Here is a 22,484-nt window from a genome sequence, read left to right on the forward strand (position 1 = left end):
GACGGAAGGAATTAGGAAGGGACTTGGAGGGGGTGCGGCGTTTGGAAAAGGATAAAATTCCGGAAGCAGGGCAGACCGTTGTGCTGATCGACGGGGTCTGCCATCTGTGCCAGGGGCTGGTCAGATTCATTATTCCGCGAGATCCTAAGGGCCATATTAAGTTTGCTCCGCTGCAGGGTGAACAAGGGCGGGCACATCAGCTGGCTGCAGGGCTTGAGGCTGGCCGGCTGGATACGGTAATCCTTCTTGAGAACGGCAGAGTATACACAGAATCTTCTGCTGTGCTGCATATTGCCCGTAAACTGCGGTATCCGTGGCCTTGCGCTTATGCCTTCATTATTGTACCCCGCCCGCTGCGTGATAGACTATACCGGTTTGTAGCCAGGAACCGTTACCGGTGGTTTGGACGGGATGAGACATGCCTGATTCCATCGCCGGAGATTAGGAGCAGGTTCTTGTAAGGCGGGAATCACAAAAAAGCAGCGGATGAGCATCCGCTGCTTTTTTTGTACAAATGTAAAGATTCATATGTTCTATGCCATAATGTTGCTTCAATGTGCTATTTAAGCGGTTCGGTTGAAAGCAGGAAGCTCTGCACAAGCTTCCATTTGCCGTCTGCAGATTTGGTGAGCGTAGTAATGGTAGTATTGCGGTTATCCTGGAACTGCGGACCTTTAAGCTTCTTGATGGTTTGCACTGAATACAACACAGCAGTATCACCTTGGTAGTCGATGACTTTTGAGGATTCAATGGTGCCCTCAAGGTCATAAGCCTGGAACAGCTGGGCCGCTACAAGCTTATTCTGCTCATAACCCGCAGAGTTCTCGTCTATGGTGGACATTAAGCCATCCAGGTCTTCTTTATTGGTGTAATCGACATTGGCGGCGAATACAGCCTTGATCGCATCTTCATCTGCCTTTGGAACCGTTACGGCTGCTGTCAGAGCGCTTTCCGGGAGGCTGTACTGCACGGCCTGAAGCTGGAGATTGCTGATTTTCCAGTCAGCGTCCTTAGTGCTGCGTGTCAGGGAGTAAATATATTCAGTCTGGCTGTTCGGCATAAACGGCCCGCTGATTTTTTCGGTGGATTCGATGGTATGTACAGTTGCTTCATTGGCTTTAAGCTCGATGATATTGAGCTGGTCTACCGAATTTTTGAGGTTATAGGTTTCGAACTGCTGCTTGATCTGCGGACCGATCTGGGCAATCGGCGATTTGGAGTCAATCAGGCTCATGAAGCCTTCATAGTTCTCTTCGTTTGAGTATTTTACATAATTACTGAAGAAATCGGCTACTGAGACTGTATCATCGGTGCCCTGCAGGCTTGTAATTTCGACTGTTCTCGTAGTTGCATTCCAGACCACGTTATTGCCGGTAGCTTCACTTACAAAACGGACTGGCACATAGGTAACATTCTTTATCATTTTTGGAGCGGTCTGGAGCGGCTTCACGATGCCGTTGATGCTGGCGTTTTTGCTGCCGAGCTGCAGCTTGATAACCAGGCCTTCTTTTGTTGCGGTAATGGTGCTGGTCTTGGCATCAAATACAACACTGAGTCCCAGCTTCTCAAAAATAGGGCGCATCGGTACAAGGATGGCATGGCCATCATTGAGCGGGGCGTTTGTGGTCAGCTGCAGCTGTTCCTGGTCGATCTGGACTGTAATCGGTTTCTCTGCGGCGGAAGCCGAAAGGCTGATTGCGCCGGATAAGGTAAGTGCGGCAATAAAACCGGGTAGTAATTTCATCTGTGTGAAGTCTCCTTTTAAATGAAAGTGTTGGTATGGGAAAAGTTTACCAAATAAAAGTATAACACCTAATGTGACTTGGGGATATATCCTATTGTGGACATGCTGTTCCAGTAGAGGTATAGCAAGGTAAATACTCTTTTATGAAAAAAAAGGATTGCCGCTCTACTGCATATATGCTACTATAGCTGTAAATTATAGGATTACGAGCGGAAGCACCGTTCAATGACCGTATTACTGCGGTTATTGACGGTGCTTTTTTTTGCTTTGTCTGAAAGGAGAGTGGTTATTATGGCAGCGAGGATTGTGCTGGCTGTTCGCGAGAGTCAATATATTGAGCCTTTGCTGCATTATGTGCATCACAGTGATTACGGGGAATTGCTGCGGATTTCTGCGTTTAGCAGGCCGGATACCTTCATGGAGTTTATGGCCAGCGGCGAACCGGCGGATGCGGTAGTGGGCGATCCTTCTTTTATTGAATCCTGGCTGGTTGAAGGAAGGAGCAAAGTGCCTTGGGCCGTTCTCAGCGAGGACGGCAGAATAGCCGGTAACGGTACAAATCTGGCCGGCGGGACGGTAATTCAGAAATATCAGGCTTTGCCGTCACTGCTGGAGGCTGTACTCCAGTTATGCGAAGTAAGGCGGCCCAGAGCAGAATCTGCCCTTAGAGAGGAAACACTGCTGCTCGGGATCGTCTCGGCCAGCGGCAGCGGCGGCAAAACAACTCTGGCGCTTAATATGTCCAAACAGCTGGCGGCAAAGGGATTGTCAGTATTTTATTTGAACCTGGAGAGTGTTGACAGCAGCGGGTTGCTGGTGCAAATGCCCTCACACAAGGCGCAAGGCCTGGAACGGCTGCTGTATGAGCTGAAGGTAAGGCAAGCGGATGGAAATGAGGATGCGGCGGTAAAGCTTGAGCTTGGAAGATATGTATGCAGACATGAAGCTCTTCGCTGTGACGGGTTCAGGCCTGTAGAGAATTTTAAGGAAATGCTGCAAATGACACAGCCGGATACGCTGGATTTATTGAATCTACTTAGTGCGGCGGGCAACTATGACGTAGTGCTGGTTGATACCGGCAGTCTGGAGGAAGAACGCACCCAGGCTGTACTGAAGCGCTGCGGGATACTTCTCTGGGTGCTCAGAAATGATGAGCAAAGCTTTTATAAGACAGAGAAATGGCTGCAGCACGGCAGCAACGCCCATTCAGGCTGGCCGCAGGATCTTCAGGATAAAAGCCGGTTCATTCTGAACTTTGCCGGAGCATCCGGCAAAAATAACCTGGCTCCCGGGGGCATAACACCGGATAACCAGCTTCCCTATATCCCGTCCTGGGCCTTGCAGCATCATGTGGAGCTGTGTCTGGAATCTCCGCCCTTTATAGCAGGCGTAGAGCAGATATGCCGTGATATTGTCGAGCCGCTGCTGCCGGGAGTATTCACGGGTAGCCGGTATGAATGAGGAATTATTCAGAAGGCTGAAGCGTGATATCCGTGCGGGGCTTGATGTTACTTCGGCTGTCGGGAACCGTGAGCTTAGCCGCTATATCGAACAGACTATTCTAGAGATGCAGAGCTTACGTTATTTGACTGCCCAGGAGAAGCATGAGCTGGTGAAAAAGCTGTTCGATTCCTTCCGGGGTCTGGACATCCTGCAGCCGCTCGTTGATAATCCGGCCATTACCGAGATTATGATCAACAGCCATGAGGAGATATTTGTAGAGGAGGAGGGACAGATCCGGCGGCTGCCGCTGGCTTTTGAGTCGAGGAGCCGGCTGGAGGATATTATCCAGTCAGTGGTCTCCGGTGTGGACCGCGTGGTCAATGACTCTACTCCGATTGTAGATGCACGGCTGCGTGACGGTTCCCGGGTCAACGTGGTGCTGCCCCCGGTTGCACTGAAGGGGCCGGCGATGACGATCCGCAAATTCCCCGAAACACCGATGACCATGAATGATCTGGTGTGCCGGGGGGCGCTAGACGAAGAGGCGGCAGAGCTGCTGCAGACCCTGGTAGCTGCCGGCTACAATATTTTTATAAGCGGCGGAACGGGCTCCGGGAAGACTACGTTTCTAAACGCCTTGTCCCAGTTCATCCCGCCCCAGGAGCGGGTCATTACCATTGAGGATTCAGCGGAGCTGCAGATTGTTACTGTACCGAATCTGGTTTCTCTGGAGACGAGAAATGCCAACACGGAGGGGCGCGGAGAGATTAGCATCCGCGATCTGATCCGCTCCTCCCTGCGGATGAGGCCTAACCGTATTGTAGTGGGTGAGGTCCGGGGAGCTGAATGTCTCGATATGCTGCAGGCCATGAACACAGGTCATGCCGGAAGCTTATCTACAGGACACTCCAACAGTGCGCGGGATATGGTCAGCCGGCTGGAGACGATGGTGCTTAGTGCAGCGGACCTTCCTGTTGCCGTAGTCCGGCAGCAGATCAGCTCTGCTATCGATGTATTCGTGCATCTCTCCAGACTGAGGGACCGCTCACGCAGGGTAGTAGAAATCTGCGAGGTTGCCGGATTAAGGGAAGGGGAGGTGGTGCTTAACCCGTTGTACCAATTCCGTGAAGCGGGGGAACGTGATGGAGTGGTTGAAGGCAAGCTGGCTGCATGCGGCAATCCGCTGATGCATACCGGCAAGCTGGGAATGGCCGGTATACATCATTATCCGCTGAAGGAATTTGCAGCCGCTAAGGAGGTGAAGGAGCCGGTATGCTGAAGCAGACGCACAAACGGATAGCAAGAGCCCGGACGCGGCAAAGGCCGGGACAGCGGGATATATCAGATAAGAAGAAGCCGGACAGCGGGACGCAGCTGCCGGATTATACAGTGTATGCCTTATCTCCGCGCCTGAAAATATCAGCGGTGCTGGCCGGCGGGCTGCTGATGTACGGCATCGGTTATCTGTTCTATCATCAGCTGCTGATTTCTTTGCTGCTGGTGCCGGGGGCAGCTTATGCACCGGGGCTGTTGCGCAATTATTTGCGGGACCGAAGGCGCGCTGCACTTAATTTGCAGTTTAAGCAGACTCTATTTTCTCTTTCCTCCTCGCTGTCTGCCGGGCGTTCAGTGGAGAATGCGTTCCGCGAAGCTGTGGCCGATCTGCAGATGCTTGATCCGGAAGGGAACAGTGACATGCTCTCGGAGCTGACCATTATCTGCGCGCGGGTGGAGTACAATCAGCCGATCGAGGAGGCGCTGCATGATTTCAGCCGCCGGGCCGGAATGGAGGATGTGGAGCGGTTTGCCGATGTGTTCACCGTCTGCAAACGAACCGGCGGAGATCTGGTTGAGGTGGTGCGCCGGACCTCCTCTATTATCGGGGAGAAGCTGGATATTCAGCAGGATATTGCCGTAAGCATTGCCCAGAAGAAGTTCGAAGCCAAGGCCCTGCTGGCCGCCCCCCTGCTGATGGTATTATTCATGAGCCTGACGGCAAGCGACTATATGCAGCCCATGTACACAGGGGCGGGCATGGCGATTTCAACACTTTCGCTGGCCGGACTATACCTGTGCTACCGCTGGACATCCAAAATCATGGATATTCCGCTTTAGGGCTGTGAGGAGGTGGGGAAATGCAATGGATAAGCGGTGCCGCAGTAATTGTACTGATTCTCGGCTGGCTGCTGCTGCGACTGAGATGCGGCAGCCGTTATGACGTACTGCGAAGCCTGACGATGGAGGGATTGAAGCTGCGCGCCGCCGGAGTACCCTTCCTGCTGCTGGTTGAGAAATGGAAAATTTCCAGCTATCTGCCCACGGTGGTGCTGAGAATACAACGCTCGCTGCAGCGCAGCTATGGCTTGCGCTACAGTTCGGAGCGGACGCTGCTCTTCATGGGGGAGATGCTCTGCTTCAGTTGGCTCTTCCTGCTGGGCGGAAGTTTGCTGACCCTGATCAGCGGCGAGGAGGCCGGAATTATTCTTGGGGTGCTCCTGGCCCTGATTCTCCCGGTTGCCCTGGTCAGTGACCTGCACAAAAAGGTAAGGCTGCGGGAGCAGAATATTGTGCTTGAGCTGCCGGAGCTGCTCAACAGCATCGTATTGCTGGTTGGCGCCGGCGAGACCGTGCAGCGGGCCATTATCCGCTGTGTGGAGAGCCGCAGGGGTGACTACAGCCATCCGCTCTACAAGGAGCTTTTTACAATGATTACCGAATGGGAGAGCGGCTATTCCTTCCAGCAGGCATTTGAACAGTTCAGCAAACGCTGTGCCGTGCAGGAGGCGTCGCTGTTTACAACTACAGTACTGCTAAATTACCGCAGGGGCGGTGCGGATTTTGTACTTTCACTGCGTGATCTCTCACGGATGTTATGGGAGAAGAGAAAAGCGCTTAGCCGTACGCGCGGGGAACAGGCTTCCTCGAAGCTGGTATTTCCGATGGTGCTTATCTTTTTAATTGTTATTGTGCTGGTGGGAACACCGGCAATCATGATGCTCAAAATGTAGGAGGATGAAGAAAATGAAATTAATGATAGCAGAAGCTGCCAAGCGGTTGTGGAAGGATGAGGAAGGGCTGGGTACGCTGGAAATGATCATGATTATTGCGGTATTGATCGCAGTGGTTCTGGTATTCCGTACGGAAATTACTAAGGTGGTCAAGGATTTAATCAGTACGGCGGGAAGCAAGAGCCAGGAAGTTTTTGAGTAATGGATCTGCGGAGTGATGAAGGCAGTTTCACAGTTGAAGCGTCTTTGCTGCTTCCTATCATTATGATGATTACAATGCTGCTTCTTTTCTTCAGCTTATATACCTATCAGCGGACAATGCTGCTGCAGTTTTCTTCTGCTACTGCTGAGCGTGCTGCCTATAACTGGGATAATAGTAATAAAGGGACCGGCGGAGCGTTTCCGGCCGGGAGCTATGATTCGTTGTACTGGCGGATCGGCGAAGACGGGCTGCTTGCTTCCCTGTTTGGTACAGGGTCTGTAAATGGGGGAGTGGAGCTTACGGTACCGGCACAAGGGGCTCAAGGTTCTTTGCCCAAGCTGAAGCTTGAGCATTCGGCGGAGAAGCTTCCGGCGAATATGACTGGAGAGATGAGCTACAGCTACAATTTTTCCGGCCGCAGGATAAGCACTGAGCTGCAGCGTGTACTTCGGCTGCCAGTACTGGATGGGCTTATGGAGGATAAGTCAGAGCCAATAGTGAAGACACAGGCGGTTGTTACGGAACCGGTGGAATTTATCCGCACAGTTGAGCTGATGCGATATTACGCCGCCAAATTTAAGAACGGTAAGCAGGAGAACAGCTCCGGGACGGGCATGGATAAGCAGGAGGCCGGCCAGATGCTGAACACTCTGAAGAAGTGAGGCCAGCGGAACAGGAAGGAGGGTACAGATGAGATCAAAGAACCGGACGAAGACAGCTCAAGACAGCAACCGGATACCGGGATGCAGTACTACAACGGATGGCTCAGTATCCGTTTTTCTGATCATGGTACTCGCCTTTGTCTTCCTGTTCACCGCTGTATTAATTGATTATGCGCGTATCGCTGCTGCGAGTGTACAGCAGGAGAGACTGGCCAGGGCGGCGGTGCGCTCAGTAATGTCTTCCTATGACCTGAGCCTTCAGCAAAGCTATGGACTGTTTGCTTTCGGGGGCGATAACGGGGAGCAGCTGTTGTCCGGAGTACTCAACGACAACCTGTACGAAAGCGGACGGGGGGATGCCTTTAATCTGCTGCCGGTCAAGCTGGACAGCTCTTCCCTGGCCTGGAGCCGCTCAATCGGCAGTTACGATATTTTCCGCCGGCAGATTGCGGAGGAGATGAAATACAAAGCACCGGTTGACTTTGCTCTTGAGCTGGCAGGCAAATTCAGGCCGCTGGCGGCTGCAATGGGGGAGGCTTCGCGTTCAACGAAGGTCCTCGGTAAGCTTCATCCCCTGTATGATGCACGTGAAGCAGCGCTTGACCGGATGCTTGAACATCGGCGGAAGGCAGCGGAGAGTGCAAGAGGCCTGCAGCAGATCATTATGAATCCGCCGCAGGATTATATCGGTACCCGTTCGCTAAGCAGTGTTGAAACAGCTGCGGATATAGTGGCTATGTATAACGATTATGTAGGCAAATACTATACCGACCTGTACCGTGACAGAGAGAAGGAATATGAAAGATACCAGTATGACATCGGCCGCTATTTGCAGCAGTCTGCGAAGCTGCTTACCGGAATACCGGAAGTGCTGTCTGCTTTCAGACAGCAGCATGATTCTCATATGGCCGAAGCTAAAGCTGCACTGCGTGAAGCGTCAGAACTTAACGCACAGATGAAGACTGTACTTGAGCAGTCCAGGGTAAGCAGCGCTGAGAGCGGGCAGGCATCGGCGGACAGCTGGAATATTCCCGGCAGCAGTAATAACGGACTTGATACAGAGGCTTTGTCTAAGCTGCGTGAGCAGGAGGACAACCTGCTCCTTGCACCGGGCGAGCTGAGTACGCTGGAACGGAATATAACCGTCCAGGAACAGGCAGCCGGGAGGGTGGAGCCGGCAGTTTCTGCTCTGCCTGCTGCTCTGTTAGAAGCTGCCGGACTGTATGCCGATGTTACCCGGATGAGTACTGCTGTGCTGGATACTTCACAAGCTGTCAGCAGCTATCTGCTGAATTACGGCAACTCCGGTGCAGTTATATCCGCAGAGACTGCCGAGATAGAGGCACACCGTACAGCCGACAGTGAACGCAAGCAGATAGAGCAGCAGGCTAAAGCCAAGCTGGGAGATGCGATGAAGCTGATAGATCAGCTTCGCAGCCTCGGCGATAGCGCGGCAGCAGCGCAGCAGCGGTACAACACGCTCCGCCAATATTACGAGGATAGTATCCGGTTTAATCAGGCAGAGGATAATGCACGGGCAGCAAATTCCGGGAGCAAGGATGTATATACTGCGGGCAGCTCCGCAATGGGGAATGTAGACGGGCTATATGCGGCTATAGGCAGCATTATGACGGGGGCAAGGGACAGGCTGTTCCAGACGGAGTATTCGGCAGTTTATTTTCAGCATTTTGACTTCTCCCTGCTGGCTGCCGCAGCTACTGATTCCGGAGACAGCCTGCTCTCCGCCCTGTCCGGCCAGCTTGATCCTCATGCCCAGGAGCTGGAGTATATTCTGTACGGCTTCCATAATCCTGCAGGAAATATAGCCGCTGCCTATGGTGAAATTTTTGCACTGAGGCTGGCAATACGGACGATGGAGGGATTTATCGAGAATGCCCGGCTCAGCAACCCGCTGGCTATTTTAGCCGCAGCGCTGTTGTACGGAGTTGAGCAGGCGGTTCAGGATATGCTTCAGTTGAGCAAAGCTGGCGAAGTCGTATTATCCAAATACTTGCCGGCTATGCTGGACTACCGCGGTTATTTAAGGTTATTCATGCTTCTGCATGGGGCAGGTGAAGCCCAGCTGTCCCGCATGCTTGCTCTGATTAGGCTGAACACGGGAATTAACCCGCAGGAAAAATTCACTTATGCCACTGCCCAGATCCGCATGGGCCTTAGGCTGTGGTTTTTGCCGGGGGCGGTGAAGCTGCTGAATTACAGCTCCGGGCTTCCGGGCGAGGTAGAAGGCAACGTATATTACCGTGCTGTGCAGGCAGATTTTTCTTATTAGCAGCAGAAGGAGGGCGGAATGAAGTGCTGGAATCTGCAGGCGCAGAAACGCCGGGATGAAGGGAGTATGGTGGTTGAGGCAGCGATGGTGCTTCCGGTGTTTCTGCTGTTTGTCCTTTTTATGATCTATATCATTCAGATGACGCTGTATTCGACGGCTCTGCAGAGCACTGCATCCGACACAGTGAAAATGATATCGACACATATCTATCCGGCTGCACTGGCCGCGCAGAAGTGGGCTGAGGAAGAGAACAGCGTTGCAGATCCGGCAGGAGCCGGCGGAGCACCGGATGCAGGGAAGCCTTCCGGGAAGTGGAGTATTCCCCGCCTGTCTCTTCAGGAGTGGAGCGGCAGCTACGCGGATACTTTGCCTGCACCTATTGATGAATGGGTCAGAGCTGCGGTGCAGCGGGCGGAAGGCCCTCTGCAGGAGCTTCAGGCTGAGGCGTCCCAGGCTGCGCTTGATCTTGCGCTGAAGCCTTTAATGAAGCCTTATCTGGCAACGGATTGGCTGGATTATGAACGGATACATGTCTCCAATGTCACAATTCCTGAGCTGAAGGAGGGTTCGCGCCCGTACTTCGGATTAGTGGTCAGCTATGAGCTGCCGATGAAGGTGCCCTTTCTGAATAAAGCAATTGTCCTGGAAGCCAGCAGTGTTGAACGAATCTGGATCGGGAATACCGATGCAGCCGGTCAAAGCGGGGAAGACGGGAATGAGGAGCCGCAGGCGTATATTATCATTCTTGAGAAACCGGATCCGGGCGTAGCCAACAAGCAGGGCGTGATCAGGATTAAGGTTCCACCGGGAGCAACGGCGAATCTTTCTATTTTTTATAAAAGCGGCCAGAGTACAGCTAAATATTTGGGCTGGAAAGAAGCGGACGAAGCCGGCTTTATTGAATGGGAATGGAAAATCGGGGTTAATACGACACCGGGCACATGGACTTTTGTAGTAACGCTTGAAGACGGGACCAGTCTGGAGGCAACCTTTAAAGTAGTAAAAAGATTCTAGCGGGAGGAGGGGTGACGGTGGAAGGATGGGCCTTCTGGGGCTGTCTGAGTATTCTGGCAGCAGCTTTTGTTACGGATCTGCGGTGGATGAGGATACCGAACTGGATTTCTGTGATTGCTCTGGTTACAGGATTACTGTCAAGAATCATTGCAGACGGGGGCAGCGGTTTGCTGTTTGCACTCACCGGCGCAGCTGCCGGCTTTGCCGCCCTGCTGCTGCTGTATGTGACGGGTGCAGTCGGAGCCGGGGATGTGAAGCTTTTTGCAGGTATCGGGGCCTGGACAGGAATCTGGTTTACCCTTGAGGTCATTATGTATTCTGTATTGTTCGGGGCTGTAATCGGCTGGATTATTGTTCTGTTCAGGCGGGAGGCAGCGGGGAGAATCCGCAGCATGCTCAGCAGAACCGCCGGCTTTCTGCTGCTGCAGAAGCCTGGCCTGTTAACAAGCGGCTTACAAAGCCAGGGACTGAGATTTCCGTTCATGCTGGCTGTGCTTCCCGGATTTATTTATACCTATTTTTGTTTTTAGACAGGGGGTGAATGCTGTTGTTCGGATTAACCCGGGATTTTATCCAGCAGGACGGCATTTCCATGCAGCTTGGAAGCGCTAAGGGATTAACGGCAGCGGAGCTTAATATGGTGCAGGCGAGAATGCTGATGAATACCGTCATCCCGCATCATCTGCGTCTGCTGCTCAAGGAGATTGATCTTAAGATAACGCTGGAGTATGCTGTTTCCCGCCGCAAGATGCTCAGCCACCTGCTAAAGAGTGAAAGGCTGAGCATGGGCGAACTCTTCGGTCTGCTGCTGCAGATTGCCCGCGGAATGGAGGAGGGAAGGCTCTATATGCTAAGGGCAGAGCAGTATGCGCTGCATGCGGATTATATATTTATTGAAGGGCCGCTGGGCAGCGGCAAGGTCTTTCTTACTTACATACCGCTGCAGCCGGCAGAGCCGTTAGTCTCTACAGGTGAAGCAGTTAAATCTTTGGTTATGGTGCTCATGGCATCGGTTACGGAGCTGTCCGGGAGCGGGCTGCAGCGACTGCTTCAATATTGCGGAAGTATGGAATTTAGCCCGGCCGGGCTAAAAAGCCTGCTTGCCGAGCTGCTGGCGGACGACGGGCTTGTAGATAGGTTGTCAGCAGGTACAGAAGCTGCTTCATCAAATATGCCGGCTGGGACCGGGCATGCAGTTTCTGGAGAATTGCCTGTCCGGCGCATGCAAGAACAGCAGTCTGGCGTCCCGCAGGCTGTTATGCCGGGAGAGGCTTCTGCTCCTTCTGCGCTCAGGAGACATTCGTTGACCCGCCCGCAGGAACAGGCAGCTGGTAGCAGTCAAGGCAAAGAACAGGCATGGGGAGGCCCATTGCCCAGATTGAGGCTTACTGATGAATCGGAATTGTCTGAATATGAAGATGTGGATGAGGCCGATAACGTTATTTTGTCCCCATACAGAACTTATGCGGCATTAGGCGCTGTTTTGGCTGATGCGCTGCTATGGAAGTTCCTGTATCTGGACAAGCCGTCAACACTCTGGCTGTCGGTCTGCCTTGCAGCTACCGCTATACTGGCATTCATATGCTGGATGGTTTGGAGCGGGAGGATCATGACGGGAGTGAGACTGGGCGGGGACGGAAGAGGGGAGAGGCTTGAGGGTGAAGCCTTAGAAGCAGAGGAGCGTTCTATAAACCGCAGGCCGAAGGGGTCTGAATGGGATTTTGGCAAAAACCCGGTAACGCCGTTCAGAGCCCAGACACCTCCCGTTGTTGAACAGAAGCGGCCTTTACAAGTAAGAAAGGAATCAGGAAGCTTATTGTTTGAAAACAAGGCTCCTGCAAGGCCCCAGCCTGCTCCCGAGCCGGCAACAGCGCTGCTGGAGGTCCGTGAAGGTGAAGCCGCCGGCAGGGGAAAGGTACAGGCTGGGCGGACTGGGCCGTTTCTGGAACGCACGGGTACAGATGAGGATGGAGCAGCGGAGAAGATTGAACTGGACCGGGCCAGCTTCATTATAGGCCGTTCAGCTGATGTAGCCCAATATGTAGAGAAATCGGAGGGGGCCTCAAGAGTTCATGCTGAAATCTCCAGAGGCCCAGCCGGTTATATCATCAAGGATCTGGACTCGCGCAACGGGACGCTGTATCAGGGAGCCCCGATGATTCCTTATAAAGAGTATCCGTTGACCGAGGGCAGCGAATTTACAATCATCAAGGGCAGCTATACGTTCCGCTCCGCCTGATGATCACTCATTTCTCTGCCTTCAGCTGCTCCAGTGCGGGCTGGAGTGTCGGATAGTTAAAGGTAAAGCCGTGGTTTACGGCTTTGGATGGCAGCACCCGCTGGCCCTTCAGCAGAATTTCCGACAGCTCGCCGGCAGCTGCCTTTAATATAACGGCAGGAACCGGGAACCAGTGCGGACGATGGTAGACTTTGCCGATCATCCGGCCGAACTGCCCGTTAGTCACCGGATTGGGGGCGGTGGCATTTACGGGGCCGGCTATTTCCGGGTTACGGATGCTGAAATCAATTAGTCGGGCAATATCCTCCAGGTGAATCCAGGAGAGCCACTGCTTCCCGCTGCCGATTCTGCCGCCGAAGCCGAGCATATAAGGCAGCTTCATTTTGGGAAAGGCTCCGCTCTCGTTGCCGAGGACTACACCGGTACGGAGCTTGACCAGCCGTGTTCCTGTATAAGCTGCATCAGCTGCAGCTTCCCATGTATGGACTACCTCTGACGGAAAATCCATCACCCGGACAGGAGAGTTTTCATCAAAAGTCGCGGTGAGTGATGTGCCGTAAATGGCGACAGCAGAGGCTTGCACAATGACTGGCGGCTTATGCTGCAGAGCTGATACCAGCCTTCCCGCAGCCTCCACCGTTTCAAGCCTGGACTGCATAATAGCGCGCTTACCTTCAGCGCTCCAGCGCTGGCTAAGCGAAGCTCCGGCCAGATTGACCAGCGCATCGGCATTCTCGGCAATTTCCGGATTGGCGGCGAGGTTGTCCCAGGTTGTATAGCTGAGAGCAGGATGAGAAGTTGCAGCTTTTGGCAGAGTGCGCCCGGCGACAATGAGCTGATGTCCTGCCGCCAGCCACAATGCTGCCAGCTCACGGCCGATAAAGCCGCTGCCGCCGCAGATAATATATTTCATAGAAGGAGCCTCCGTTTCAGGATGCGGTTCACTTAATCAGATGGCGGTAGGGAGAATAGTCGATACCGTTTTTTTCGAGAAAAGAAATAAGAAATTTGTTATCCCGGCGCGGAGTAGCCATGATATAGCCCTTGATGCAGTGCTCACGGGTCACCGCCGGAGCTTCGCTCTCTACGGCGATTTTGCCGATCTCGGCAGCGATGGAGTGCTTGGCGATATCGCGGAAGGGTCCGGGAACCGGCTGTACCAGCTGATCCAGAAAAGCCTTCATCTCATCGCTCCACAGCGGCCGGCTGCGTTCTACCCAATAATTCTGCCAGTCGAGCTTGGATCTGCCGTCTGCTTTGGGCAGAACCTTCAGAAATTTGCGGAACATAAAATAACCGCCGATGCACATGCAGCCCAGCAGTAAAAAGGTCCAAAATGCGATGGAGTTCATAAACCAGTTGCTTGGTACTGACGATAATAACCTGAAATCTAATGTAAAAGACATGTATACACCGCCTTTGACAATGAGGATTGTCACAAACTGATTTCACTTCTAGAGTATAGCGTATTTCCAAAGTTTTGCGAAGCGGAAACGGCCGGCCGGAGCTTGCCTAGATTTATTTTCCCGATCACGGTAGAATAAGGGTTAATTCGTGAAGGAAAGAGGGAAAAAAGGCATGCTGAAAATAGGTTCACATGTGTCCTGCGCGGACAAGGGTCTCCTTAGCGCAGCCAATGAAGCAAATGAGTATGGTTCCAGTTCGTTCATGATATATACGGGAGCGCCGCAGAATACGCGCCGCAAGCCGATTGAAGCAATGTATCCGGCTGAAGGCAAGCTGACAATGAAAACGAACGGCGTTGAAGAGATTGTCGTTCATGCTCCCTATATTATTAACCTGGGTTCCTATAAGGATAATACTTATCAGCTTGCTGTTGATTTCCTGCAGGAGGAGATCCGCCGTACCCATCAGCTGGAGGTCAAGCATATTGTGCTTCATCCGGGGGCTTTTACCGACAAGGATGCAGAATACGGTATTCAGCGGATTGCCGATGGCCTGAATGAAGTGCTTGGCGGTACGAACGAGACGGAAGTTCATATCGCCCTTGAGACGATGGCAGGCAAAGGAACGGAGATCGGCCGCAGCTTTGAGGAGATTGCCTCCATCATCGATAAAGTCGAACATAACGAGCGCTTGTCCATCTGCCTGGATACCTGTCACATTCATGATGCCGGCTATGATATCGTAGGCGATCTGGATGGGGTGCTCCGTCAGTTCGATGAAATTATCGGCCTCAAGCGGCTTGGTGTAATCCACATCAATGACAGCAAAAATCCGCGCGGAGCAGGTAAGGACCGTCATACTCCGATTGGTTCAGGCTGGATCGGCTTCGAGACGATTAATAAGGTCGTTCACCACGAAGCGCTTGCAGGACTGCCGTTTATTCTGGAGACTCCATGGATCGGGAAGGATGCCAAGAAGCTCCGTCCGATGTATGAGATCGAAATCGCTCTGCTGCGCGGTAATGTGGCAGAACGCTTCGGACCGGAATTCCTGCAGGAGGTAGAGGAGCTGCATTCGTTCTTCACCAAGCAGGAGATTGATCCGCGCCGCTATGTGCTTGACGTGTGGGAGCTGCTCAAGAACGATGCCAAGGCTAAAAAGGCAGATCCGCGTGAACCGCTGGAACGGCTGTATGACAATGTTCTGGCGGCCGGGCTTTTCCCGCAGCTTAGCGAGGAGGCGCTTAATCAGCGTCTGATTGCTTATCTTGCAGGCAAGCAGGTACTGGTTAACGCTTAGGCTGAACTGAACTATAGATTGCGCTAGCAGATGAGAGGATGGACAGGGGATTATGGAATTGCATGTGAAAAGAGATCATTCTTCAGGCGGACAATATCCGGACCGGGCGCGGATGCTCATATCTTGCCCGGACGGGCCGGGTATTGTAGCGGCTGTCTCGCATTTTTTGTATCAGCATGGAGCTAATATCGTCCAGTCAGACCAGTATACGATGGACCCGGACGGCGGCATGTTCTTCATGAGAGTGGAATTTGATCTGCCCAAGCTGGATGAGCGGCTGGATGAAGTGCGCAATATCTTTGGCGGAGTTGCTGAGCGCTTTAAGATGGACTGGCAGATTTTTAATGTATCCCATAAGAAGAGACTGGCGATCTTTGTTTCAAAAGAAGACCATTGTCTGGTGGAGCTGCTCTGGCAATGGCAGGCCGGTGATCTGGATGCGGATATTGCCATGGTGGTGAGCAACCATACAGATATGCAGGCTTACGTTGAATCCTTCGGTATTCCGTTCCATCATATCCCGGTTACAGCTGACACCAAGGCTGAGGCTGAGAAGCGCCAGCTTGAGGTTATCGGCAGCGACATCGATGTAATCATTCTGGCCCGCTACATGCAGATCATCTCGCCGTCCTTCATCGAGCATTACCGGCACCGGATTATCAATATCCACCATTCCTTCCTTCCTGCTTTCGTCGGGGGTAAGCCTTATGCACAAGCCTATCAGCGCGGGGTAAAGATTATCGGCGCAACTGCTCACTATGTAACGGAAGAGCTGGACGGCGGACCGATTATCGAGCAAGACGTGCAGCGGGTTAGCCACAGCGATGATGTGAACGAGCTGAAGCGGATCGGCCGTACGATTGAGCGGGTCGTGCTGGCACGGGCTGTGAAGTGGCATATTGAAGACCGCATTCTGGTTCATCACAACAAAACTGTAGTGTTTAACTAACCTAATAGTTCTGAAGAGCATTACAGGTAAAAAAGTATTTTACCGGCATTTTGGCGAAGTCTGCCAAAGTGCCTTTTTTTGTTCCTAAAAACGGTTCTAGAGGGAGGTAAGGGCTTGGCTTCACAGCGCGGACAACTGTTAAAACGCAATTATCTTTTTGCCTTTCTGATTCTGTTTACCGGCTTCGGCGGGTTGCTCGGATACGACCTGTATTTGAAGCCATATGTGCTGTCTCAGACGGTGGTTAAGATTAGAGCCGCTGATGGCGGCTTCATACCCAAAAATTATCAGCTGCAGCAAGGGGATCTCTATCTCGATTCCGTACAGACCAAAGACATCCCTTCAGGTGTCATTACGGAGCTAAGTCAGGTGGAGAACAAAATTACCAATGTGAATCTGATGGACGGAAGCATACTGACTGATTCTCTGGTGGATGTAAGCGATCTGGAGCCTCAGGCGGATGAGGGTATTTTCCCCATTCCCAAAGAAGCGATCTATGCCATCAACGGCTCGCTGCGCAGCAGAGACAAGGTGGATATTTACCTGGTAGCGAGCGACAAAGCGAACAACACAGGAAGCAAAACCGTTAACACCGGGAGTACTCTACAGCCGGCAGGTAGTCCTGCTTCTGGCGGCGGAGCGGAAGAAGCAGGACTTGCATCAGCTGTACCCAAATCTTTTTTAAACGGCGTTACTGTAAATTATGTACGTTCCGAGGATAACAACGATGTGCTTGATTCGGAAAATGGCAATACCAACAACCGCGTAACTTCTACCGGAAAAGTAGCGACACCGGAGTTAAAGCTCAAAAAGAGTGACGGTGAGCTGCTGGGACAGTATCTGGAGCAGGGCCTGAAGCTGTGGATTGTACGCGTGGAATAAAGGAAACAGAAAGGAGGGCGTTCTATGAAAATCTTCAGTTTAGGTATAGCACAGCTGACGATTAATGAGCTGAAGCTGGCCGGTTTTACGGTGATAACGCAAAATGTGCTGCCCGAGCCGGCACATGCCGCAGGCCATCTGCTGCTGGTAACGAGTGAACAGGTGCCTGTCTCCGCTCTGAGCGGGCTAAGAAGCAGTTTTGTGCAATCCACCATCCTGTACCTGTATCTGCAAAGGGGAGTCCGCGGCTATCAGGCTGTTCATATGCAGTGCGAGAGTCTGGGAATCATGTTCGTTCCCCCGCGTTCAACAGCTTCGGCCATTATTGAAAAGCTGCGGTACATCATGGAGGAGGAGCATGAGGAACGGAGCAGCCTGGTAGGTTTTTTCGGTTCCGGTCCGGGAATCGGCTGTACCAGTGTAGCCAAGCTGTTTGCCAGACGGATTGCAGCAGCGGGATTCCGCGTGATTCTGCTGGGGCTGGATCTGTATGATCCCGGCTATGACCGTAAGGCAACAATCAGCCTGGATAGGCTGCGGCCGCGGATCACAGGCAAAATGCTCCACGGTGAGGATTTCGAAGGGCTGATTAAGCAGGATGGATATATGTATCTGCCTGGTAACTTTGACTATCTGAGTGTCCATGATTATCAGGAGGATGAAATATCCTATTTGCTGGCAGAGGCGCATTTGTACGCTGATGTGGTTGTGGCTGATTTCGGCTCGATTCCGGAAAGCGCCGCATGGTACACCGGAATGCAGAAATCAGCGCTGCGCATGATGGTTACACATCCCCGGCATGAGTACCGGCTGCAGGCTCTGATGGAGCTTGCCGGGCATATGGATCTGCATCCGCAGGATTTTCAGTGGATTGTGAACCGCAGCAATCTGGAGGAGATGACCTCACCTAAAAGCCTGGCGCTGCGCTTCGGCTGTGAGATTCTGCTGGAGCTGCCGTATTATCAGCCGCTGCTTGACACTCTGCCCTTAGGCAAAAAAGAGCTGCAGCAGGTAGACGACAAGGTTCACGCAATGCTGGTGTCACTGGGGCTTGCAGCGGAAGTGCGGAGGAAGGGAATCTTTCAATGATTGAATACAATGAAGCCCTGCTAATGGAGACACACAGTCTTTTTTCTCTGAAACAGAGCGTACTCCGTACCAGTAAGCCGGGAAAGGAAGATTTCTATACTTTTCTGCAAAAGATGAAGCAGGACATGAACGCCGGGCTGGAACGGGAGGACGACAGCTATTTTGAACTGAATGCCAAGGCGCTGACGGGAGATGCGCAGGCGGTGAGCTTTTTTATGAATGAGATTGAAAAATATCTGCGTAAGACCCCCTTTACCGGCCGGGTGCCGGAGGCTTACCGTACTGCTGCAGAGGCGCTTTTTCATGAATGGAAGGGATTTGGTCCGGCATACCGCTGGTTTACTGACCGCGCTTATAGCGAATCTACCGGGCTGCAGATGATCGGGCGGCAGATCTTTTATAATTACCGCGGCCAATTTGTAGCTTATCCGTATGATATGCCTTCGCTGGACCGGGTGGAGCAGCTCAAACGCTCTCTCCTCAAAAGCGACCCTGACAAAAAGCTCAACAAGGACAATCCCTCAGTCGAGTTCAAGATGGATGATCCGCTGTGGCCCGGCCGGTTCATCCGGCTTGCAATCTGGGTGTCACCCAGAGTATGGGACGGCTTTACGACCATTTCCATGCGGCGGCAGGTGGTTGAGTTCCTTGATCTGGAGGATCAGGCGGGCACCGAATGTATCCCTGCGGAAGCCATTGAGCTAATCCGAGCATTGACAGCTACCTTCCGCAACACAATCATCGCCGGTGCTGTCGGTTCGGGCAAAACCACCTTTGCCAACACGATCGTCGGTGAACAATTGCTGGGATCAAGCTCCTGCATGGGCGTGGTGATGATTGAGAAGCATCCGGAGTCAATTTTGCCGTATCAGATCAAAGGACACCGGATTATTCCGATTCAGGCTGCCAACGAGGAGCTGATGGAGGTCGGGGTGGAGTCGCTGCGCCATGATCCGAATATTCTCTATATGACGGAAATGCGGTACAACGAGTGGGAGTTCTATCTGTGGAGCGGCGAGAAGGGCTACGACGGCATTACTGGAACCTTCCATACAGTCGATTCGGAGGATATTCCGTATCAGGGAGCTTTTGCGGTCTCTACCCGGATTGGAGGCAGCCTCAAAGGGCATCTGATCTCGGCACTGAAATCCTGTGAGCTGGTGTTTATTCTCGAGAGTGTCCCGGACGGGAAGAAGCGGCTGGTAAGGATCTCCGAGGTGTTTTATGACGAAGAGCGCAATTCGGTATTTGCCAATGACCTGATGCGCTGGGAGGAGGGGCGGTCGGCCTGGTGCTATAATGACAAGCTGACCGGGAAGCTGATGACCAGGATGACTAAAAAGAATGCCGCAGCCACGCGCGTATTCATCCGGGAACTGGGACACCTGGCAGCCATGAAGCCAATGGAGGAGTCGTTGAAGGAAAGCCTGAAGTCGAGGATTGTGTTGAACGAATGAGGGGGAGTTAAGTGTGGAGCTTGTCTTTTATCTGATCCGTCTGGCCCTTCATTTACTGGTTGTCTTCGGTCTATGGCTGATGGTAAAGCCGCTGATTGAGCGGCATTTGAGGCAGTTCGGGCAAAAGTTTGATCTGCGGATGAACCTCAGGAGAAGTCTTTTACGCAAAAAAGTCAGCAGGGGAGATAAGCGGATCTGGCTGTACCGGCATCTGGATGATCTGCTGTATTTTGCACAACGGAGATATGAGCCTGGAATCAGTGTAATGCGCTTCTCGCTCCAGACAGCAGGTCTATTCGCTGCAGTTTTCCTGTCCACCCTGCTTACGCTCAGGGAGCTGCCCGGGCATATGAGCTTTAGTAATCCTTTTCTGGAGGGAGTCAGCTTCGGGGAACGTATGCCGGTTCAGGAGGCCTGGCGTCTTCCGCTGTTTGTCTCTGGTCTCGCAGCGAGTATTCCGTATTTGCGGATGAGATACACCTATGCCCAGCGAAAAGTGCGCGGCAGCTATGATCTGCTTGATGTGATCAAAATTGCCTCCAAATTTACACATCTGTCGGTGGACAGTATTTTATCAAAGACGGCGGATTTTTTGACTGAGGATAACGTGCTCAAGACCCCGCTAAGGCTGCTGGGAGCGGCTTTTTCCAACTATAGCAATGAATATGAGCTCAAAGAGGAGGCGATGCGGTTCTCAGGTGCGATCGGCACTACTTTTGCCATAGAATTTGTGTCGGATCTGCTGTATTGCGAGAAGGAGGGGACCCGTTATCTCAAAAGCTCGCTTATGATGCTTAACCGCTCAATGGAGCAGCAGCGCGAGACTATTTTAACGGTAAAAGCTGGCAGCCGTGATGCAATCAGCCTGGGATTGTACGGCAATCTGGTTGTGCTGGTGTCCTCTGTAGGAACATTTATGTATATGCTCAAACCCGACGTTTATTTCAAGCTGCAGTTCCAGACGAAGGTCGGACTTGCCTTTCTGATGGTCATTATTTCGGGACTGTTCATTTCCTTCATCATTAGTACCATACTTGCCAGACCCAAACTGGATTACCACTGAGGAGAATTGTAATGGAGCGATTGTTGCTTTTGGTTGCGGTATGCGGGGTTGTATATCTGTCATTGCTGGTTTTTGTGAGCAGCAGCACCAGGCAGGAGCGTTATGCATTAAGGCTTGGCATCAAGTGGGCCTCATTTGGGGAAAAGCTCCAGAATGAACGGCTGCAGCAGCTGCTACAGGCAAGCGGACTTTCGGTATCAGCAGGTAAAATCACCATTTTCCGTTACTCGGCTGCGCTGATTTATCTGGCTGTTCAGGGAATTGGCAGTTTTGTGCGGGTAGCGCCTTTTTCCGGTATGGATCTGCTGGTTGCCCTGCTTATCCTGATTATCAGCAGCCCGATGCGTTATCTGCCGTTTGGCTGGCTGCTCGCCTGGCTGTATCAGAAAACGCTGATCCAAAAGGACGGCGAGCTGATCTCCTTTATCCGGCTATACGAGAATAACCGGCTGCGTAAGCGCGGGTATGTACAGTTCGGCGCTTTCTGCGCGGGAACGGCCAATCAGTTTCATTATATCCGTCAGGATTTGTATGAGCTGTCCGAGCGGGCGGTGGATGAGGGCACGGAAAAGGCGATCGAGTGGTTTTGCGGCAAATTTCCGGAGAGCCATGCTTTTATTAATGATATCCGGTCGATTCTGCTGGCTACAGAAGGGATGGACGATGATACCGAAGCGGCGAATTATTTGCGGGAGCAGGGTAAGATTATTACCAAAATATCCAGCGATCAGTATTTGAAAAAATGGTCCTTCATCGGCGATGTCTCCACGCTCATTAATGTCATACCGTCGATTGCCACATTTCTGATGATCGTCTCGCTGGCGATGCAGTACATCATGCTGATTAAAGGGAATTTCAACGGGGTGGGGATGTTCCAGTAATTTGATTAGCTCAGGAAGCTAAGAATTTGCTTATATGAGGTTTTTGATATATTCAAACATCCATTAAAAATATAAAATGAAAAGGGAGATTTTAACAATGAAGAAAGATGCTATTTCTACCGGTTTGTTTATCGCTATCGGATTCCTGTGTGTGGCTATTGTTATCGCAATTCTAATTCCTGTAGTCCGTGATGTAGTGGGAGCTGCAGATGATAACAGACCAACGATTCCTGGTGTGACAATGAGCCAGCCTCTAGAACAACACCGGGTTGCAGCTGCTGACGGAACGATCTTTCCTCTGGCCTGATCCGTTATGAAAAAGGATTCCATTTCAGTTGCCATGTTTTTGGCCATCGGTTTTGTGGTCGCCGGGATCTTTATCGCTGCGGCTACGAATATAATCGGCGGCAGCCAGGATGATATTATCCAGCACACCAAGCAAGTTGAACAGTACTAGAAGGAGGGATCCGGGTGAAGGAAACCGTCCTGCGGGCATTGTTCATGTGGCTGGTCTTATTTATTCTCCTTCAGCCTATTTTTACTTATATTGATTATCTTCTGGATTTGCAGGTCAAAGCCAACACCTCGTACATTACACAAAAAGCTGCTACAGAAGGTCTGGTCACCAGCTCTATGAAAAGTGAGGTCATAGCCAACCTTAAGGCTGTTGGTTTTCCTGAGGCTTCCATTGATATTTCAAGCAATACAGAGACTGTGCAGGAGCGTAAGCAGCGGATCGATGTGTACATTAGTGCGCCCCGGTTAAATCTGTTTCCTTACGACTTCTCGGGAAAGTCTCAGCCGGCGCGTTACTACGGGCACGGTTCCATAATGAGTGAATACCTAGACTAATTA

General features: G+C 52.1%; 24 protein-coding genes. 21 read left to right on the forward strand and 3 right to left on the reverse strand.

Annotation, left to right across the window (positions count from 1 at the left end):
• The first annotated feature begins 32 nt into the window (after positions 1-32).
• A complete protein-coding gene (locus R70331_RS05600; RefSeq protein ID WP_331281500.1) occupies positions 33-461 on the forward strand; it encodes a thiol-disulfide oxidoreductase DCC family protein in 429 nt (142 codons plus the stop codon).
• Positions 462-559: 98 nt separating this feature from the next.
• On the opposite strand, the gene R70331_RS05605 is transcribed toward R70331_RS05600, so the two are convergent.
• Complete coding sequence (locus R70331_RS05605; protein WP_042173581.1) at positions 560-1,744, reverse strand: copper amine oxidase N-terminal domain-containing protein; 1,185 nt, start codon at positions 1,742-1,744, stop codon at positions 560-562.
• Between the two features lie 291 nt (positions 1,745-2,035).
• On the opposite strand from R70331_RS05605, the gene R70331_RS05610 reads away from it, so the two are divergent.
• The 10 genes from R70331_RS05610 to R70331_RS05655 are packed head-to-tail and all read left to right on the forward strand — an operon-like array spanning position 2,036 to position 12,602.
• Positions 2,036-3,205, forward strand: a complete 1,170-nt coding sequence (locus R70331_RS05610) for a P-loop NTPase family protein (RefSeq protein WP_052418936.1) — start codon at positions 2,036-2,038, stop codon at positions 3,203-3,205.
• Complete coding sequence (locus R70331_RS05615) at positions 3,198-4,466, forward strand: TadA family conjugal transfer-associated ATPase (protein ID WP_042173583.1); 1,269 nt, start codon at positions 3,198-3,200, stop codon at positions 4,464-4,466. Before R70331_RS05610 ends, R70331_RS05615 begins: the two co-directional genes overlap by 8 nt.
• Positions 4,460-5,302, forward strand: a complete 843-nt coding sequence (locus tag R70331_RS05620) for a type II secretion system F family protein (RefSeq protein WP_081947480.1) — start codon at positions 4,460-4,462, stop codon at positions 5,300-5,302. The genes R70331_RS05615 and R70331_RS05620 overlap by 7 nt, the downstream gene beginning before the upstream one ends.
• A 20-nt stretch (positions 5,303-5,322) precedes the next feature.
• A complete protein-coding gene (locus tag R70331_RS05625) occupies positions 5,323-6,195 on the forward strand; it encodes a type II secretion system F family protein (RefSeq protein WP_042173585.1) in 873 nt (290 codons plus the stop codon).
• Between the two features lie 13 nt (positions 6,196-6,208).
• A complete protein-coding gene (locus R70331_RS05630; RefSeq protein WP_042173587.1) occupies positions 6,209-6,397 on the forward strand; it encodes a Flp1 family type IVb pilin in 189 nt (62 codons plus the stop codon).
• Positions 6,397-7,059 carry a TadE/TadG family type IV pilus assembly protein gene (locus R70331_RS05635; RefSeq protein ID WP_042173589.1) on the forward strand — a complete coding sequence of 221 codons (663 nt, stop codon included), beginning with the start codon at positions 6,397-6,399 and terminating at the stop codon, positions 7,057-7,059. Before R70331_RS05630 ends, R70331_RS05635 begins: the two co-directional genes overlap by 1 nt.
• Positions 7,060-7,087: 28 nt before the next feature.
• On the forward strand, positions 7,088-9,349 hold the full coding sequence (locus R70331_RS05640; RefSeq protein ID WP_052418937.1) for a hypothetical protein: 2,262 nt from the start codon (positions 7,088-7,090) through the stop codon (positions 9,347-9,349).
• A gap of 18 nt (positions 9,350-9,367) precedes the next feature.
• The gene (locus R70331_RS05645; RefSeq protein WP_042173591.1) at positions 9,368-10,363 is read left to right on the forward strand and encodes a TadE family protein; all 996 of its coding nucleotides are present in this window, start codon (positions 9,368-9,370) and stop codon (positions 10,361-10,363) included.
• 17 nt (positions 10,364-10,380) lie between these two features.
• Positions 10,381-10,893, forward strand: a complete 513-nt coding sequence (locus R70331_RS05650; RefSeq protein ID WP_156131080.1) for an A24 family peptidase — start codon at positions 10,381-10,383, stop codon at positions 10,891-10,893.
• Between the two features lie 17 nt (positions 10,894-10,910).
• Positions 10,911-12,602, forward strand: a complete 1,692-nt coding sequence (locus R70331_RS05655) for a DUF6382 and FHA domain-containing protein (RefSeq protein WP_197071392.1) — start codon at positions 10,911-10,913, stop codon at positions 12,600-12,602.
• Positions 12,603-12,609: 7 nt separating this feature from the next.
• Here the strand turns inward: R70331_RS05655 and R70331_RS05660 are convergent, their stop codons facing one another.
• Both R70331_RS05660 and R70331_RS05665 read right to left on the reverse strand, forming a co-directional pair.
• Positions 12,610-13,515 carry a TIGR01777 family oxidoreductase gene (locus tag R70331_RS05660; RefSeq protein WP_042173597.1) on the reverse strand — a complete coding sequence of 302 codons (906 nt, stop codon included), beginning with the start codon at positions 13,513-13,515 and terminating at the stop codon, positions 12,610-12,612.
• Positions 13,516-13,543: 28 nt separating this feature from the next.
• Entirely contained in the window at positions 13,544-14,008 is a 465-nt protein-coding gene (locus R70331_RS05665) for a DUF2621 family protein (protein ID WP_042173599.1), read from the reverse strand.
• A gap of 172 nt (positions 14,009-14,180) precedes the next feature.
• Here R70331_RS05665 and R70331_RS05670 point away from each other — a divergent pair, with 172 nt between their 5' ends.
• From R70331_RS05670 to R70331_RS05710, 10 genes are all read left to right on the forward strand, one after another.
• The gene (locus R70331_RS05670) at positions 14,181-15,308 is read left to right on the forward strand and encodes a deoxyribonuclease IV (RefSeq protein ID WP_042173602.1); all 1,128 of its coding nucleotides are present in this window, start codon (positions 14,181-14,183) and stop codon (positions 15,306-15,308) included.
• A 52-nt stretch (positions 15,309-15,360) separates the two neighbouring features.
• Entirely contained in the window at positions 15,361-16,257 is an 897-nt protein-coding gene (purU, locus tag R70331_RS05675) for a formyltetrahydrofolate deformylase (protein ID WP_042173604.1), read from the forward strand.
• A gap of 114 nt (positions 16,258-16,371) precedes the next feature.
• Positions 16,372-17,139, forward strand: coding sequence for a CpaB family protein (locus R70331_RS05680; RefSeq protein ID WP_042173606.1), 768 nt, complete (start codon positions 16,372-16,374; stop codon positions 17,137-17,139).
• Positions 17,140-17,163: 24 nt separating this feature from the next.
• The gene (locus R70331_RS05685) at positions 17,164-18,228 is read left to right on the forward strand and encodes a P-loop NTPase family protein (RefSeq protein WP_042173607.1); all 1,065 of its coding nucleotides are present in this window, start codon (positions 17,164-17,166) and stop codon (positions 18,226-18,228) included.
• Positions 18,225-19,685, forward strand: coding sequence for a P-loop NTPase family protein (locus tag R70331_RS05690; RefSeq protein ID WP_042173610.1), 1,461 nt, complete (start codon positions 18,225-18,227; stop codon positions 19,683-19,685). Before R70331_RS05685 ends, R70331_RS05690 begins: the two co-directional genes overlap by 4 nt.
• 13 nt (positions 19,686-19,698) lie before the next feature.
• On the forward strand, positions 19,699-20,748 hold the full coding sequence (locus R70331_RS05695; protein WP_042173611.1) for a hypothetical protein: 1,050 nt from the start codon (positions 19,699-19,701) through the stop codon (positions 20,746-20,748).
• 11 nt (positions 20,749-20,759) lie between these two features.
• On the forward strand, positions 20,760-21,629 hold the full coding sequence (locus R70331_RS05700; RefSeq protein ID WP_042173613.1) for a hypothetical protein: 870 nt from the start codon (positions 20,760-20,762) through the stop codon (positions 21,627-21,629).
• 97 nt (positions 21,630-21,726) lie between these two features.
• Positions 21,727-21,936, forward strand: coding sequence for a hypothetical protein (locus R70331_RS05705; protein WP_042173615.1), 210 nt, complete (start codon positions 21,727-21,729; stop codon positions 21,934-21,936).
• Between the two features lie 6 nt (positions 21,937-21,942).
• Positions 21,943-22,086, forward strand: coding sequence for a hypothetical protein (locus R70331_RS31445; RefSeq protein ID WP_156131081.1), 144 nt, complete (start codon positions 21,943-21,945; stop codon positions 22,084-22,086).
• Between the two features lie 14 nt (positions 22,087-22,100).
• On the forward strand, positions 22,101-22,481 hold the full coding sequence (locus R70331_RS05710; RefSeq protein ID WP_042173617.1) for a hypothetical protein: 381 nt from the start codon (positions 22,101-22,103) through the stop codon (positions 22,479-22,481).
• Positions 22,482-22,484 lie beyond the last annotated feature (3 nt).

The sequence above is a fragment of the Paenibacillus sp. FSL R7-0331 genome, assembly GCF_000758645.1.
Lineage (GTDB): Bacteria > Bacillota > Bacilli > Paenibacillales > Paenibacillaceae > Paenibacillus_AQ > Paenibacillus_AQ camerounensis.

What these genes read in the sequence shown, in the direction of transcription:
- R70331_RS31445 (WP_156131081.1), top strand. Translation starts at nt 21,943, where the DNA reads ATGAAAAAGGATTCCATTTCAGTTGCCATGTTTTTGGCCATCGGTTTT.
- purU (WP_042173604.1), top strand. Translation starts at nt 15,361, where the DNA reads ATGGAATTGCATGTGAAAAGAGATCATTCTTCAGGCGGACAATATCCG.
- R70331_RS05665 (WP_042173599.1), bottom strand. Translation starts at nt 14,008, where the DNA reads ATGTCTTTTACATTAGATTTCAGGTTATTATCGTCAGTACCAAGCAAC.
- R70331_RS05700 (WP_042173613.1), top strand. Translation starts at nt 20,760, where the DNA reads ATGGAGCGATTGTTGCTTTTGGTTGCGGTATGCGGGGTTGTATATCTG.
- R70331_RS05640 (WP_052418937.1), top strand. Translation starts at nt 7,088, where the DNA reads ATGAGATCAAAGAACCGGACGAAGACAGCTCAAGACAGCAACCGGATA.
- R70331_RS05690 (WP_042173610.1), top strand. Translation starts at nt 18,225, where the DNA reads ATGATTGAATACAATGAAGCCCTGCTAATGGAGACACACAGTCTTTTT.
- R70331_RS05615 (WP_042173583.1), top strand. Translation starts at nt 3,198, where the DNA reads ATGAATGAGGAATTATTCAGAAGGCTGAAGCGTGATATCCGTGCGGGG.
- R70331_RS05685 (WP_042173607.1), top strand. Translation starts at nt 17,164, where the DNA reads ATGAAAATCTTCAGTTTAGGTATAGCACAGCTGACGATTAATGAGCTG.
- R70331_RS05660 (WP_042173597.1), bottom strand. Translation starts at nt 13,515, where the DNA reads ATGAAATATATTATCTGCGGCGGCAGCGGCTTTATCGGCCGTGAGCTG.
- R70331_RS05625 (WP_042173585.1), top strand. Translation starts at nt 5,323, where the DNA reads ATGCAATGGATAAGCGGTGCCGCAGTAATTGTACTGATTCTCGGCTGG.
- R70331_RS05670 (WP_042173602.1), top strand. Translation starts at nt 14,181, where the DNA reads ATGCTGAAAATAGGTTCACATGTGTCCTGCGCGGACAAGGGTCTCCTT.
- R70331_RS05635 (WP_042173589.1), top strand. Translation starts at nt 6,397, where the DNA reads ATGGATCTGCGGAGTGATGAAGGCAGTTTCACAGTTGAAGCGTCTTTG.
- R70331_RS05605 (WP_042173581.1), bottom strand. Translation starts at nt 1,744, where the DNA reads ATGAAATTACTACCCGGTTTTATTGCCGCACTTACCTTATCCGGCGCA.
- R70331_RS05610 (WP_052418936.1), top strand. Translation starts at nt 2,036, where the DNA reads ATGGCAGCGAGGATTGTGCTGGCTGTTCGCGAGAGTCAATATATTGAG.
- R70331_RS05705 (WP_042173615.1), top strand. Translation starts at nt 21,727, where the DNA reads ATGAAGAAAGATGCTATTTCTACCGGTTTGTTTATCGCTATCGGATTC.
- R70331_RS05645 (WP_042173591.1), top strand. Translation starts at nt 9,368, where the DNA reads ATGAAGTGCTGGAATCTGCAGGCGCAGAAACGCCGGGATGAAGGGAGT.
- R70331_RS05630 (WP_042173587.1), top strand. Translation starts at nt 6,209, where the DNA reads ATGAAATTAATGATAGCAGAAGCTGCCAAGCGGTTGTGGAAGGATGAG.
- R70331_RS05620 (WP_081947480.1), top strand. Translation starts at nt 4,460, where the DNA reads ATGCTGAAGCAGACGCACAAACGGATAGCAAGAGCCCGGACGCGGCAA.